Genomic DNA, 12,841 nt, shown 5'->3' with positions numbered 1-12,841 from the left:
TTATTTGCATCCTTGCAATGGTTAACCGGAAACGGCCTATTTCGACAGGAACTTCATACCTTCTTCCAGCCCGCTCAAGGTCAGCGGATACATGCGGTCTTCCAGCAAGTCGCGGATGATGCCGGTGGAAGAGGTGTAGCCCCAGGTGTCTTTCGGGTAAGGGTTGATCCAGATGAGCTTCTTGTATTTTTCCATGAAGCGCTGCATCCAGACGTAACCGGCCTCTTCATTCCAGTGTTCAACGCTGCCCCCGGGCTGGGTAACCTCGTAGGGCGCCATGGCGGCATCGCCAACGAACACGACTTTGTAGTCCGCGCCGTACTTGTGCAGCAGATCAAGAGTCGAAGTGCGCTCCGAGGTGCGGCGGAAGTTGTTTTTCCAGACCGATTCGTAAATGAAGTTGTGAAAGTAGAAATACTCGAGGTGCTTGAACTCGGTCTTGCAGGCCGAGAACAACTCTTCGCAGACCTTGACGTGCGCATCCATCGAACCGCCGATGTCGAACAGGATCAGTAGCTTTACCGCATTGCGACGCTCGGGGCGCATCTGGATATTCAGCAGGCCGCCGTCTTTCGCGGTGTGGTCGATGGTGCCGTCCAGGTCCAGTTCATCCTGCGCACCCTGGCGAGCAAATTTGCGCAAGCGGCGCAGAGCGACCTTGATGTTGCGCGTGCCCAGCTCGACCTGATCGTCCAGGTTCTTGTATTCGCGCTGATCCCAGACTTTAACCGCTTTGCCCTGGCGCTTGCCGGCATCACCGATGCGGATGCCCTCGGGGTTGTAGCCGCCGGAGCCAAAAGGACTGGTACCGCCCGTGCCGATCCACTTGTTACCGCCGGCATGTTTGCCTTTCTGCTCCTCGAGACGCTTCTTGAACTCCTCGATCAGCTTGTCCAGACCACCTAGCGACTCGATCTTGGCGCGCTCTTCATCGCTCAACGAACGTTCGAACTCCTTGCGTAGCCATTCCTCTGGAATTAGCGCTTCTATGTGTTGATCGAGATTTTCCAGGCCTTTGAAGTAGGCGCCGAAGGCGCGATCGAACTTGTCGAAGTGCCGCTCGTCCTTCACCAGAATGGCACGCGACAGGTAGTAGAACTCATCCATGTCAGCGAACACGACGTTGTGTTTCAGCGCATTGATCAGATCGAGCAGTTCGCGCACCGACACCGGAACCTTTGCGGCGCGCATCTCATTGAACAAGCCAAGCAACATGGCAGAACCTCGGGCTGCCGTCGTGGCGGCAGCTTTTCATGATTGATTCAGAGATCTTCGTTGTGAGTCGGCAGACCGTCTCGGATCTCATACCAGTCCGCCTTGGAGCGCACGAAAATGTGCGCCTGCGGCGGGGCGGGTAATGGTGAGTCGAGCGTGCCGGCAGCGACACCGAGCTCATGCTCGCGGTTGTCGACGAATTGCAGGTTGGAGCCGCAGCGAATGCAGAACGTCCGTGTCACATGATCGGACGAGTGATAGACACCCAACTGATCCTTTCCGGAGAGAAAGTGAAACGCATCCAGCGGCACGCTCGCATAAGTGGCGAAAGCCGCACCGTGGGCTTTGCGACACATCTTGCAGTGACAATGGGTCAGCTCGTTGATCGGAGCGTCGATGCGATAACGAACGACGCCACAGAGGCAACTACCGGTATGCGTTTGCATGGATCTTTCTCCAGTAAGTGAGACGTCCGGCTCCTATGAGACGCCGCCGGGTCAGCGACTGGCGCGACGACTCATGAACGCCAGGCGCTCTAGCAACTGTACGTCTTGCTCGTTTTTCACCAGGGCGCCGGCCAACGGCGGGATCGCCTTGGTCGGATCGCGCTCGCGCAGGACGGCTTCGTCGATGTTGTCGGCCATCAACAGTTTCAGCCAGTCGACCAGTTCGCTGGTGGACGGCTTCTTCTTCAGGCCTGGCACCTTACGTACATCAAAGAACACATCCAGCGCTTCGGCCACCAGATCCTTCTTGATATTGGGGTAGTGCACGTCGACGATCCGCTGCAGCGTGTCGCGATCAGGGAAGGCGATGTAGTGGAAGAAACAGCGGCGCAGGAAGGCGTCGGGCAATTCCTTCTCGTTGTTCGAGGTAATGATGATGATCGGCCGCTGCTTGGCCTTGATGGTTTCGTTGGTCTCGTAAACGTAGAACTCCATCTTGTCGAGTTCTTGCAGCAGATCGTTGGGGAACTCGATATCGGCCTTGTCGATCTCGTCGATTAGCAGGATGACGCGCTGTTCGGACTCGAACGCCTCCCACAGCTTGCCCTTCTTGATGTAGTTACGTACGTCGTGGACACGGTCTGAGTCCAACTGCGAGTCGCGCAGACGACTCACCGCATCGTATTCGTAAAGGCCTTGATGGGCTTTGGTGGTGGACTTGATGTGCCAGGTGATCAACTGCGCGCCAAAAGATTCTGCGAGCTGCTCGGCCAGCATGGTTTTTCCGGTGCCCGGCTCGCCCTTCACCAGAAGCGGACGCTCGAGGGTGATGGCGGCGTTCACCGCAAGCTTCAGGTCGTCGGTGGCGACGTAGGACTGGGTGCCTTCGAACTTCATCGGAGTTTCCTTGCATCGGGCCTGGCACGCAGGCGCTTAACGTTGAATTAGGCGGTCGACTATAAGTGATGGGTGCACGAGTGTGAACGTGAGTGGATCATTCAGTCACTGAATGGGCAGCCGTTCCGTAGGTGTTCGTGCTTATTATTTATCTTCGCCAAGCGAGCGCTCGAAACGAGCTGAGAAGGCCTCGACAAAGGCATTGCGAAGAATTGCAACGAACGCCTGAAATGGGCTGACATCAGCATTTTTAGTGCTTCCATTCAGCTCAACGCGCGTAGCGAATTGTTCCTTGCGCTGGTTCTGCAGGACTTCCTCGCCACCGCCGACAACCGCTTCCCAGATGCCACGAAAAAATCCCTTGTCTTCATTCTCGATGTCCTGCTCGAAGTTGAACACTTCGACATTACGCAGCAATGGTTTGATATAGCCATCGAGCTGAGCGTCCTTGGCCTCGGCTTCTATTACCAGGTCGCCGGTACCGCCGGCGAAGTCAAAGCTTCCGTAGGCGTTGCTGAAATCATTCAGTTTGGTCAGATCGACATCTGTTACACGCAAGCTGAACTGGAAGTCTTCCCAGTCTGTATAGGGATCGAACTGCGCACTGGCCTCCATAGGGGCCTGATTGAAGAATTGAGCAGTGCCTTCGAAACGTGCGACGCGGCCCTGCTCCTGATTGGCAGTATTGGTCAGGTTGAAGAGGCTGGCATTGATGGCGCTGGCATAGACGTGGACGGGCGGGTCTGCCTGGAAGTTGCGAAACGAGACCTGTCCGTCGACCACTTTCAGTTCGTTAAGCGTGAACGGCATCAGCTCATCGAGGCGATCCCGCCATTCGACACCATCGCCGGTTTGCGAGCTTTCCTTTTCCTCACCATCCACGAAGTTCAGGTGCGGCTGTTCCAGCGTGATTTCGCCGACCAGCGCTTGGTCCTTCCAAAGCGCCTTCCAGCTCAGCCCAATATCGACGGCGTCGGTGGTGAACAGAGGCGCCTGGACCTGTTCGTTCTTTTTCTCTATCACCAGATCGTTCAGTCGATAGGCGCCACGCCACCAGGCTAGATCGACGTCTTCGATGTGGCCGCGATAGTCACCCATGTCCGCGAGCTTGCCGTTCAGGTAGTTGAGCACGACGTACGGCAGTGCAAGGTGAGCAACCAGCAGCAGTAGTGCCAGCAACAGCAAGATCCACAGCGGGCGTCGGTAACGTGTTTTCATCGGAGGCCTGGTTGGGTGGAGGCATGGGCGGCTCTGGTCCTGAATTGACCCTGCCCGCAGACCATGAGTTCGGCTGGACGAGTCGGGTGACTGCGCTTAGGCTCATCAGTCTGGTTTTTTCATCGCAGGGATACCGTCATGAGCCGCATCTTCGCTGACAACGCGCAAACCATCGGCAATACGCCACTGGTAATGATCAACCGACTGGGGCCCAAGGGCGTCAGCATCATGGCCAAGATCGAAGGTCGTAATCCCGCCTATTCAGTCAAGTGCCGGATCGGCGCGGCGATGATCTGGGATGCGGAAGAAAGCGGGCGATTGAAGCCGGGCATGACGCTGGTCGAGCCGACTTCGGGCAACACGGGCATCGGCCTGGCGTTCGTCGCAGCGGCGCGTGGCTACAAGCTGATGCTGACCATGCCGGCCTCGATGAGCCTGGAGCGCCGCAAGGTGCTGAAGGCGCTCGGCGCTGAGCTGGTGCTTACCGAGCCTGCAAAAGGCATGAACGGCGCAATCGAGAAAGCCGCCGAGATTGCAGCCTCCGATCCCGATACCTATTTCATGCCGCAACAGTTCGACAACCCATCGAACCCCGCCATTCACGAAAAGACCACCGGGCCGGAAATCTGGAACGACACCGAAGGCAGCATCGACGTGCTGGTGGCTGGCGTGGGAACGGGTGGGACTATCACCGGCGTGTCGCGCTATATCAAGAATACCCAGGGCAAGCAGATTCTTAGCGTCGCGGTGGAGCCAGTCAGCTCACCTGTGATCAGCCAGGCCATGGCCGGCGAAGAGCTCAAGCCCGGCCCGCACAAGATTCAGGGCATTGGCGCCGGCTTCATTCCGAAGAATCTGGATCTGTCGATCATCGACCAGGTTGAGCGTGTCGACGACGATGAATCGAAGGCCATGGCGCTGCGCCTGATGCGTGAGGAAGGCATCCTCTGTGGTATCTCCTGCGGTGCGGCGATGGTCGCAGCGGTACGCTTGGCCGAGAAGCCGGAAATGCAGGGCAAGAACATCGTGGTGATCCTGCCCGATTCCGGCGAACGCTACCTGTCGACCATGTTGTTTTCCGACGTGTTCGGCGAGCAGGAACTGCAACAGTAATCGGTACTGGGCGGGACTGAATCTTCAGTCCCGACGCAGCTCCAGATCAGCAGAGGATACGAGTGCCGCATTCGCCTGGTCGTGTTGGGTCTGAGGCGGCGCTATTGGGCTCGGCGCCTGCTTCAGCACGAGCCAGAGCGCCACAGCGATCAGTGCACCGCCGTAGGCATAGGCCCAGTCCAGCGGTTCGCCCAGAAACAGGGCGCCCCACAGCACACCAAATGGCGGAATGATGAACGTCACCGTCAAGGTTCGTACCGGGCCAATATCCGCAAGCAAGCGGAAGTACAGAATGTAAGCGAAGGCTGTGCAGACGATGCCGAGGCCAGCAAGGCTTAGCCAGACGGTGCTGTCGCCCCAGGAAACCGGAGGAACGATCAGCAGCGAAACGATGAACGGCGGCAGCAGACATAGGGCTGCTCCGGCCTGGCTTCCAAAGGCGACCAATTCGCTCGTCAGACCGCCATGTTGGTTGATCCAGCGTCGGGTCAGGAATCCGCCAAACCCATAGCACGCTGTTGCACCCAGGCACGCCAGTGCACCGATCAGCAATTGCAGATCGAAAGCCACCGGGCCGGTGCGCGTCAGCAAGGCTACGCCGCTCAGGCCAAACAGTACGCCGACCAGTTTCGCTGCGGTCAATGCTTCGGCGAAGAACAATGCACCGATGAGTACGCCCATCATCGGTGTGGTTGCATTGAAGATCGCCGAATAGCCAGTTGGCAGGAACTGCGCCGCCAAGGCATACAGCGCGAATGGCACGCCGGAATTTATCATCCCCAGGATCAGGCACAGCTTGAGCTTGCCGCGAAAGTCCCAGCGGGTCCGCATGATCATCAGAATCGTCAGCAGACCGATGCAGGCGAACAACACCCGAAAGAACGCCGTGGGGAGGGTGCCAAGCTCCGGCGCGATGATGCGCATGAAAAGAAAACTGGCGCCCCAGATAGCGGCAAGACTGAGCAGACGCAACAGGTCGAGAGGTCGCATGGCAGGGCTCCGGCGTACGGCTTATCAGTGTTGGCGAGGTAGGCTCTTCTGGCAACTCCGATCTGGCTTTCAAAACGCCCGTTGAGCTGTCCGGCTTTCATTGGGCATGGCCGGTGGATAAGCTCAAGGCTTTTACGCAGCGAGAGAAATGTTATGGCGCAGCATTCGCCGGACCTCGAGATCGCCCGACAGATCCTTCTGGGGTTCGATGACTACCGCGAACATTTCAGGCTAATCACCGTAGGCGCCAAGGCGCGCTTCGAACAAGCCCGGTGGCAGGAAGCTCAGCACGCATCGGCGGCGCGCATCAACCTGTACGAACAGAAGGTCGGCGAAACCGCAGCGGCCTTGCGCTCTGTTATGGACCCACAGGTTCTGCTCGACGTGAACCGTTGGCCGCAGGTCAAAGGCGAATACATTGGATTGATCAACCCGCGCTTTGACGATGAACTTTCCGAGACTTGGTACAACTCGATCTTCTGTACCTTGTTCAGCCATGACTGCATCAACGACAGCACCATGTTCATCCACACCACCCGACCCGCTAATCGCGCTCAACGGATGGCGCAGACGCGGCGCTACCAACCCGGCGGGGATCTGCATGGCGTGCTGGAGCAGATCCTCAGCGATTTCGCATTCGATGTGCCGTACGGTGACCGGGAGGGAGATCTGCGGCGGCTCGAGACGCAGCTGCAGCTGTCCTTGCCAGACTGGGTTTGCAAAGATCCGGAGCTCATCGTTGAGCTCTTCACTTCGGTGCTGTATCGCAACAAGGGCGCCTACCTTGTGGGGCGCATCTTTACCTGCGACGAGCAATGGCCGCTGGTCATCCCGCTGTTGCACCGCGAAGGTGATGGACTGGTTGCCGATGCCCTGATTACCGACGAGGCGGAAGTCTCGATCATTTTCTCCTTCACCCGTTCGTACTTCATGGTTGAAGTTCCGATCCCGGCGGAGTTTATCGGTTTCCTCAAGCGGATGTTGCCAGGCAAACACATCGCCGAGCTCTACACCTCGATCGGCTTCTACAAGCACGGCAAGTCGGAGTTCTACCGCGCGTTGATCAACCATCTGGCGACTACCGACGACAAATTTGTCATGGCGCCGGGCGTGCGCGGGATGGTCATGAGCGTGTTCACGCTGCCGGGCTTCAATACCGTGTTCAAGATCATCAAGGATCGTTTTTCCCATACCAAGAACGTCAGCCGCACGACAGTTGTAGAGAAATATCGCTTGGTGAAAAGTGTCGATCGAGTGGGGCGCATGGCTGATACCCAGGAGTTCGCAGACTTTCGCTTCCCCAAGGACAAGTTCGATCCCGAGTGCCTTGCCGAACTGCTGGAGGTTGCGCCCTCTACGGTCGAGGTTCAGGGCGATACGGTATTGGTGCGTCACTGTTGGACCGAGCGGCGGATGACGCCCTTGAACCTATATGTCGAAAACGCAAGCGAACAGCAGGTGCATGAGGCGTTGGAAGATTACGGGCTGGCCATCAAGCAACTGGCAGCCGCCAACATCTTTCCTGGAGACATGCTGCTGAAGAACTTTGGGGTGACCCGTCATGGCCGCGTCGTATTCTACGATTACGACGAGATCTGCTTTCTCACCGAAGTTAATTTCCGCCATATACCCGAGCCCCGATACCCCGAAGACGAAATGGCCTCCGAACCCTGGTATTCCGTTGGACCCAACGATGTGTTTCCCGAAGAGTTTCCTCGCTTTTTGTTTGCAGACATCCAGCAGCGCCGGCTGTTCGCAAAGCTGCACGGAGAACTCTACGACGCCAACTACTGGCAGGGCCTGCAACAGGCCATCAGCGCAGGCAAGGTGATCGACGTCTTTCCGTATCGTCGCAAGGCGCAGCCTGCCCAGTAGTCGCGCGACGCGAACGCTTCCATGCGATATGGGTCGCTATTGATAAGGGCCGGACGAACAGCGCGGCGGCTGCACACTCTGCAACACCTACCACAGGCGATGTTGCAGTTGTTGGGTTATGCTGATCTCGAAGTCCCATGGCTCCACCAAAACCCGTATCAGTAGGAGGGGTTAGACCATGAAAGCATGGCTCAATAGTGTGTGCTGGAATCTGGCAGTGGCGCTTGGGTTTGTCGAACCGCCTCGTTTGCAGCCTATCCCGGTCCGTGCGGAACGAGACAAGGTAGCGGCCCGGCGTCGCTGATCTTGGCGATGCCGGGCGTGGTGGCTTAGCGCCCCGGCATCACCGGACCACCTTTTTCAACGGCGCGCTGATAAGCGGGCCTGTCTCTTATACGTTTCAAAAACGCAGTCAAATTCGGTCGGCTGGAGTCCAGTCCTGCGCGCGACTGGGCGGCCTCCAGCGGAAAGCTCATCTGAATGTCCGCCACACTGAAGTGATCGCCGGCGAACCACTGCGTTTTGGATAACTCGTTCTCCATATAGTCCAGATGAAGTTTGAGCTGCGGGCCAATGAATGCCTGATTGGCCCCTTTTGCGATCGCCCGGGCCACGGGGCGAATGAAGAATGGCATCGGCCCGTTGGCGACGCGGTCGAAGACCAGCCGCAGCAGCAGTGGCGGCATCGCTGAGCCTTCCGCGTAGTGCATCCAGTAGCGAAAGCGATGGTGTTCCGGCGTCCCTGCAGCTGGCGCCAGCCGGCCTTCGCCATAACGCTCCATCAAATACTCCAGGACGGCTGCGGACTCGGCCAGCGCCAGATCTCCGTCTGTAATGACCGGAGACTTGCCCAAGGGGTGAACCTGCTTCAGTTCCGGCGGCGCCAGCATGGTTTTCGGGTCCCGGGCGTAACGCTTGATTTCGTACGGTACCTGCAGCTCCTCCAGCAGCCACAGCACACGTTGCGAGCGGGAGTTTTCCAGATGGTGGAGCGTGATCATTGGTGGATGTCTCCTAGGGCCCGATGAGTGCGACCAGCATAGCCTGCGGTATGGCAGACTGCTCCCTGTTATAGGAGAAGTCATGTCCCGCCCACAATGTTCTCGCTGCCAGCGTCCTGCCAGCCACTGTCTGTGCCCGTTGATCCCTTCGCTGACCAGCACGACGCGGGTACTGATCGTGCAACACCCCAGCGAAACCGCGCATGCGCTCAATACGGCTCGGTTGGCCGCCTTGGGGCTGCGCAGCGCTGAATTGTTGGTCGGTGAAATGGTCAGCCTTCCCGCTGACGAGCAGGATAACTATCTGCTGTTCCCTGGCGTCGACGCCATTCCGCTTGAGAGTCTGGCGAAAAGCGAGGCGCCGCTGCGATTGATCGTTCCTGACGGCACCTGGAAGAAAGCGCGCAAAATGCTGCATCTCAATCCAGCGTTGGCGACCTTGCCCCGCGTCTCGCTCCCTTCGGGGCTCGTTTCGCGTTACCGGCTGCGTAAGGCGCCAGCGCCGGGTGCGCTTTCAACGCTCGAGGCGATCGTCACGGCCCTGAACATGCTGGAGGGAGAAGGCCGATTCGACGGTTTGCTTCGTCCGTTCGATGCGCTGATCGAGTCGCAGATAGCTGCGATGGGTGCAGAAACTTACCAGCGCAATCATGGCCATGACGGCTGAGTGCGTCTCAGCGCGCAGGGAGCGTTTTCATGCGAAGGACATAGACGCTGACCAGGGTCGCGCTGGCCAGCATGCCGATACGCGCCCAGAACATCGGCACCAGCCAGCAGGAGACACCAATGCTGAACCACATGGTCGCGATGGCGTACACCTTGGCCTTGACCGGAATGCCGTTGCCTTCCAGGTAATCGCGGAACCAGGGGCCGAGCCGCGGATGTTTCACCAGCCAGTCGTAGAAACGTCGAGAGCTACGGACGAAGCAGGCGGCAGCGAGAAGGAGGAAAGGCGTCGTGGGCAGGACCGGCAGGAAAATCCCGATGATGCCGAGCGTGACGCTTAGCCAGCCGATCACCAGCAGTACATAGCGCGCTACTGGGTTGCGATACGTCGGAATATCGCGATGAGCCAAGAGGCTGTCCGACGTCAGTGCTTGCGCGGTTTGAGAAGCGCGGGCTTCTCTTCCGGCGCATGGCAGATCAGATACAGCGCCGTGAGGATCTCGGGAATCTGCTCGACCATCTCCGCAACCAGATCCTGGTCGGTGGCGATATCGCTGAACTCGGGTTGCTCGTCAAACAGCCCTGACCCAACCATGATTGGCAGGAGCAGCTCGCTGACTTCTTCCTCGGAATCTTCGAACCAAACCGACTCGCGCATGAACACGCCTTCCATGAAGCCGATGCACCAGCCGCGCAGGTCGGACTCGTCAGGCTCGTCACCCATGTCGAGTTCGCAAGGGAGCTCCATGTCCTCATCACTGGCCAGTTGCCGGGCAATGTGTGCCTTGAGCTGAATCAGCGTCGCCTCGATGGCTTCGCGCTCGGTGTCGTCCGCGTATTTTGGCGGCTCGGCAAACAGTGCGTCGATCCACTCGCGCTCGGGCACTTGTTCAGAGCAGATGCACAGGGCGGTCAGGTAGCCATGGGCGGCGATGTAATCGAGGGCTTCTTCGTGCAGATCATCTGCATCCAGAAACACTTGCAGGCGGGCGAGTTGCTCGGCGAAGGACATCGATGGCTACCTTGGAGAGAAAACAGCGCTGATTCTAGACGAGCTGCAGGCCTCCGGCTACCGCGCGCTTTGACGCCACGGCAGCCGAAGCCGTTTCCAGCCTCTGCGTCTTCGACTGATTGAAAAATCAGCGCGGAGTTCCGCGGCGCAAGCGTGGGTTACCCGACTATCGCGCAGCTGCGGTGTTCGGTCTGAACCGGGCGGCTGTGTCGCGTATACTCGCGCGTCTTGTTTCGGAGACCGGCATGCTCGATCAGGCACAGCGCATTCTCAAAGATGTATTCGGCTACGACGCGTTTCGTGGCAACCAGGGTGCGATCATCCAGCGCGTGGCCGACGGCGACGATGCGTTGGTATTGATGCCGACCGGCGGTGGTAAATCGCTTTGCTATCAGGTGCCGGCGTTGCTCCGCGAAGGCCTGGCTGTGGTGGTGTCGCCGCTGATCGCGTTGATGGACGATCAGGTGGCCACGCTTGAAGAGTTGGGCGTTGCGGCGGCGGCTCTCAACTCTACCCTGACGGCCGAGCAGCAGCGCGACATCGCCGACCGTTTGCGCCGAAACGAAATCAAGATGCTCTATCTGGCGCCCGAACGGCTCGTTCAATCGCGCATGCTGGCCTTCTTGCAGCGCTTGCAGATCGGTCTGTTCGCCATCGACGAGGCGCACTGTGTATCGCAGTGGGGACACGATTTTCGTCCCGAGTACCTGCAACTCGGCCAACTGGCTGAGTTTTTCCCCAGTGTCCCGCGGATTGCGCTGACTGCCACGGCTGACAAGCGCACGCGGGAGGAAATCGTTCAGCGCTTGCATCTGGGGAACGCCGAGCGATTCCTGTCGAGTTTTGATCGGCCGAACATTTTTTATCGCATCGTGCCGAAGGAACAGCCGCGCAAGCAGCTGATGGGGTTCCTTGCTGAGCGGCGTGGTGATGCCGGCATCATCTATTGCATGTCGCGCAAGAAAGTTGATGATATTGCCGCCTTCCTCACCGAGCAGGGCTTTCCGGCATTGCCTTACCACGCCGGCTTGCCGAACGATTTACGGGCTTTTCACCAGAAGCGCTTTCTCAACGAGGAAGGCCTGATCATGGTTGCGACCATCGCGTTCGGCATGGGCATTGACAAGCCCAACGTGCGTTTCGTCGCGCATCTGGATCTGCCGAAGTCGCTGGAAGCTTATTACCAGGAAACCGGCCGCGCAGGCCGGGATGGTCTGCCTGCCGATGCCTGGATGGCGTATGGGTTGCAGGACGTGATCTTCCTCAAGCAGATGCTCAACAGCTCCGAAGGTGACGAGCGACATAAACGCATCGAGCAGCACAAGCTCGACGCGATGCTCTCGCTGTGCGAAGAAACCCGCTGCCGGCGCCAGGTGTTACTGGCCTATTTCGATGAGCAGATGCCAGAGCCGTGCGGCCATTGTGACAATTGTGTCGACGGCGTGCAGACCTGGGATGCCACCGAACCGGCTCGGCAAGCACTGTCGGCGATTTACCGCAGCGGCCAGCGCTACGGTGTTGGCCACCTGGTCGATATCCTCCTCGGGCGGGACAACGAAAAGGTCCGCAGTCTCGGTCATCAGCATTTGTCGGTGTTTGGCGTAGGCAGAGCCTTTTCCGAAGGAGAGTGGCGATCGCTGTTTCGTCAGTTGGTTGCGCGGGGCCTCGTTGACGTCGATCTGGATGGTTTCGGTGGGCTGCGTCTGAGCGACACTTGCCGTACCTTGCTCCGGGGAGAGGTGACCCTTGAGCTGCGTCGCGAGCTGCCCACCAAGGCGCCAAAGTCGGCTGCCAGCGCGGCGAGTCAGTTGGTGCGCAGCGAGGAACGCGAGACCTGGGAAGCATTGCGCACACTGCGGCGCAAGCTGGCCGAGGAGCACGGCGTGCCACCTTACGTCATCTTCCCGGATGCGACCCTGCTTGAGATGCTGCGCAGCCAGCCCGCCACGCTCAGCGATATGGCGCGCATCAGCGGCGTGGGCGCGCGCAAGCTGGAGCGTTATGGCGAAGCGTTTCTCGAAGTCCTGCAGGGTACGGCACCGTTGGCCAAGTCGCCCGCGGATGTTCGTCATGAGCTGATCACGCTGGCACGTGCCGGAATGACGCCTGCTCAGATCGCACGGCAACTCGACTGCAGCGAAAAGAACGTGTACGCCATGCTTGCAGAAGCCATAGGCCAACAGCAGCTGAGCCTCGAGCAGGCGTTGGATCTGCCTGAGGAGCTGCTCGGCGAGATTCAGGAGGCCTTCCTCGACGGAGAAGGGGAGTTGCCACCGGTCGCAGCAGTCGCCGAACAGTTTGCCGGGCGTGTTCCGGAAGCGGTGCTGTTCTGCGTGCGCGCCTCGCTGCAAGCGGAATTCGAGCTCTAGCGCCAACTCTTGCGATGCGGCGCGTCGTCGCTACGCGTG

General features: G+C 58.9%; 13 protein-coding genes. 5 read left to right on the top strand and 8 right to left on the bottom strand.

The window, feature by feature from the left end; translation table 11 throughout:
- Positions 1–36: 36 nt before the first annotated feature.
- The 4 genes from BUE09_RS08210 to BUE09_RS08195 all read right to left on the bottom strand — a co-directional run bounded on the left by BUE09_RS08210 (position 37) and on the right by BUE09_RS08195 (position 3,776).
- A complete protein-coding gene (locus tag BUE09_RS08210) occupies positions 37–1,215 on the bottom strand; it encodes a vWA domain-containing protein (protein ID WP_073300467.1) in 1,179 nt (392 codons plus the stop codon).
- A 47-nt stretch (positions 1,216–1,262) separates the two neighbouring features.
- Positions 1,263–1,661 carry a GFA family protein gene (locus BUE09_RS08205; protein ID WP_073300465.1) on the bottom strand — a complete coding sequence of 133 codons (399 nt, stop codon included), beginning with the start codon at positions 1,659–1,661 and terminating at the stop codon, positions 1,263–1,265.
- 51 nt (positions 1,662–1,712) lie between these two features.
- On the bottom strand, positions 1,713–2,558 hold the full coding sequence (locus tag BUE09_RS08200; protein ID WP_073300463.1) for an AAA family ATPase: 846 nt from the start codon (positions 2,556–2,558) through the stop codon (positions 1,713–1,715).
- A 144-nt stretch (positions 2,559–2,702) separates the two neighbouring features.
- Entirely contained in the window at positions 2,703–3,776 is a 1,074-nt protein-coding gene (locus BUE09_RS08195; RefSeq protein ID WP_073300461.1) for a DUF748 domain-containing protein, read from the bottom strand.
- Between the two features lie 138 nt (positions 3,777–3,914).
- Between BUE09_RS08195 and cysK the strand changes: the two genes are divergently transcribed.
- Positions 3,915–4,889, top strand: coding sequence for a cysteine synthase A (gene cysK, locus BUE09_RS08190; protein ID WP_073300459.1), 975 nt, complete (start codon positions 3,915–3,917; stop codon positions 4,887–4,889).
- A gap of 24 nt (positions 4,890–4,913) precedes the next feature.
- Here the strand turns inward: cysK and BUE09_RS08185 are convergent, their stop codons facing one another.
- Complete coding sequence (locus BUE09_RS08185) at positions 4,914–5,879, bottom strand: DMT family transporter (RefSeq protein ID WP_073300457.1); 966 nt, start codon at positions 5,877–5,879, stop codon at positions 4,914–4,916.
- A gap of 153 nt (positions 5,880–6,032) precedes the next feature.
- Between BUE09_RS08185 and aceK the strand changes: the two genes are divergently transcribed.
- Together aceK and BUE09_RS20815 are read left to right on the top strand one after the other, a co-directional pair.
- A complete protein-coding gene (gene aceK, locus BUE09_RS08180; protein ID WP_073300455.1) occupies positions 6,033–7,754 on the top strand; it encodes a bifunctional isocitrate dehydrogenase kinase/phosphatase in 1,722 nt (573 codons plus the stop codon).
- A 178-nt stretch (positions 7,755–7,932) separates the two neighbouring features.
- On the top strand, positions 7,933–8,058 hold the full coding sequence (locus BUE09_RS20815) for a PA1414 family protein (protein WP_303622817.1): 126 nt from the start codon (positions 7,933–7,935) through the stop codon (positions 8,056–8,058).
- A 25-nt stretch (positions 8,059–8,083) separates the two neighbouring features.
- On the opposite strand, the gene BUE09_RS08175 is transcribed toward BUE09_RS20815, so the two are convergent.
- Entirely contained in the window at positions 8,084–8,755 is a 672-nt protein-coding gene (locus tag BUE09_RS08175) for a glutathione S-transferase family protein (RefSeq protein WP_073300453.1), read from the bottom strand.
- 82 nt (positions 8,756–8,837) lie between these two features.
- Between BUE09_RS08175 and BUE09_RS08170 the strand changes: the two genes are divergently transcribed.
- Positions 8,838–9,422 (top strand): tRNA-uridine aminocarboxypropyltransferase, encoded by a 585-nt coding sequence (locus tag BUE09_RS08170; RefSeq protein WP_073300451.1) that lies wholly within the window; start codon positions 8,838–8,840, stop codon positions 9,420–9,422.
- 7 nt (positions 9,423–9,429) lie between these two features.
- Here BUE09_RS08170 and BUE09_RS08165 read toward each other — a convergent pair whose 3' ends face one another.
- Both BUE09_RS08165 and BUE09_RS08160 read right to left on the bottom strand, forming a co-directional pair.
- Positions 9,430–9,831 (bottom strand): YbaN family protein, encoded by a 402-nt coding sequence (locus BUE09_RS08165; RefSeq protein ID WP_073300449.1) that lies wholly within the window; start codon positions 9,829–9,831, stop codon positions 9,430–9,432.
- Between the two features lie 14 nt (positions 9,832–9,845).
- Positions 9,846–10,433, bottom strand: coding sequence for a UPF0149 family protein (locus BUE09_RS08160; RefSeq protein ID WP_073300447.1), 588 nt, complete (start codon positions 10,431–10,433; stop codon positions 9,846–9,848).
- 245 nt (positions 10,434–10,678) lie between these two features.
- On the opposite strand from BUE09_RS08160, the gene recQ reads away from it, so the two are divergent.
- Positions 10,679–12,802, top strand: coding sequence for a DNA helicase RecQ (gene recQ / locus BUE09_RS08155; RefSeq protein ID WP_073300445.1), 2,124 nt, complete (start codon positions 10,679–10,681; stop codon positions 12,800–12,802).
- Positions 12,803–12,841 lie beyond the last annotated feature (39 nt).

It is taken from the genome of Stutzerimonas xanthomarina DSM 18231 (assembly GCF_900129835.1).
Taxonomy (GTDB): domain Bacteria; phylum Pseudomonadota; class Gammaproteobacteria; order Pseudomonadales; family Pseudomonadaceae; genus Stutzerimonas; species Stutzerimonas xanthomarina.
This window is presented reverse-complemented; position numbering and strand designations above follow the sequence as displayed.

What these genes read in the sequence shown, in the direction of transcription:
- BUE09_RS08205 (WP_073300465.1), bottom strand. Translation starts at nt 1,661, where the DNA reads ATGCAAACGCATACCGGTAGTTGCCTCTGTGGCGTCGTTCGTTATCGC.
- BUE09_RS08200 (WP_073300463.1), bottom strand. Translation starts at nt 2,558, where the DNA reads ATGAAGTTCGAAGGCACCCAGTCCTACGTCGCCACCGACGACCTGAAG.
- BUE09_RS08195 (WP_073300461.1), bottom strand. Translation starts at nt 3,776, where the DNA reads ATGAAAACACGTTACCGACGCCCGCTGTGGATCTTGCTGTTGCTGGCA.
- BUE09_RS08160 (WP_073300447.1), bottom strand. Translation starts at nt 10,433, where the DNA reads ATGTCCTTCGCCGAGCAACTCGCCCGCCTGCAAGTGTTTCTGGATGCA.
- BUE09_RS08185 (WP_073300457.1), bottom strand. Translation starts at nt 5,879, where the DNA reads ATGCGACCTCTCGACCTGTTGCGTCTGCTCAGTCTTGCCGCTATCTGG.
- BUE09_RS08170 (WP_073300451.1), top strand. Translation starts at nt 8,838, where the DNA reads ATGTCCCGCCCACAATGTTCTCGCTGCCAGCGTCCTGCCAGCCACTGT.
- BUE09_RS08175 (WP_073300453.1), bottom strand. Translation starts at nt 8,755, where the DNA reads ATGATCACGCTCCACCATCTGGAAAACTCCCGCTCGCAACGTGTGCTG.
- BUE09_RS08210 (WP_073300467.1), bottom strand. Translation starts at nt 1,215, where the DNA reads ATGTTGCTTGGCTTGTTCAATGAGATGCGCGCCGCAAAGGTTCCGGTG.
- recQ (WP_073300445.1), top strand. Translation starts at nt 10,679, where the DNA reads ATGCTCGATCAGGCACAGCGCATTCTCAAAGATGTATTCGGCTACGAC.
- BUE09_RS20815 (WP_303622817.1), top strand. Translation starts at nt 7,933, where the DNA reads ATGAAAGCATGGCTCAATAGTGTGTGCTGGAATCTGGCAGTGGCGCTT.
- aceK (WP_073300455.1), top strand. Translation starts at nt 6,033, where the DNA reads ATGGCGCAGCATTCGCCGGACCTCGAGATCGCCCGACAGATCCTTCTG.
- cysK (WP_073300459.1), top strand. Translation starts at nt 3,915, where the DNA reads ATGAGCCGCATCTTCGCTGACAACGCGCAAACCATCGGCAATACGCCA.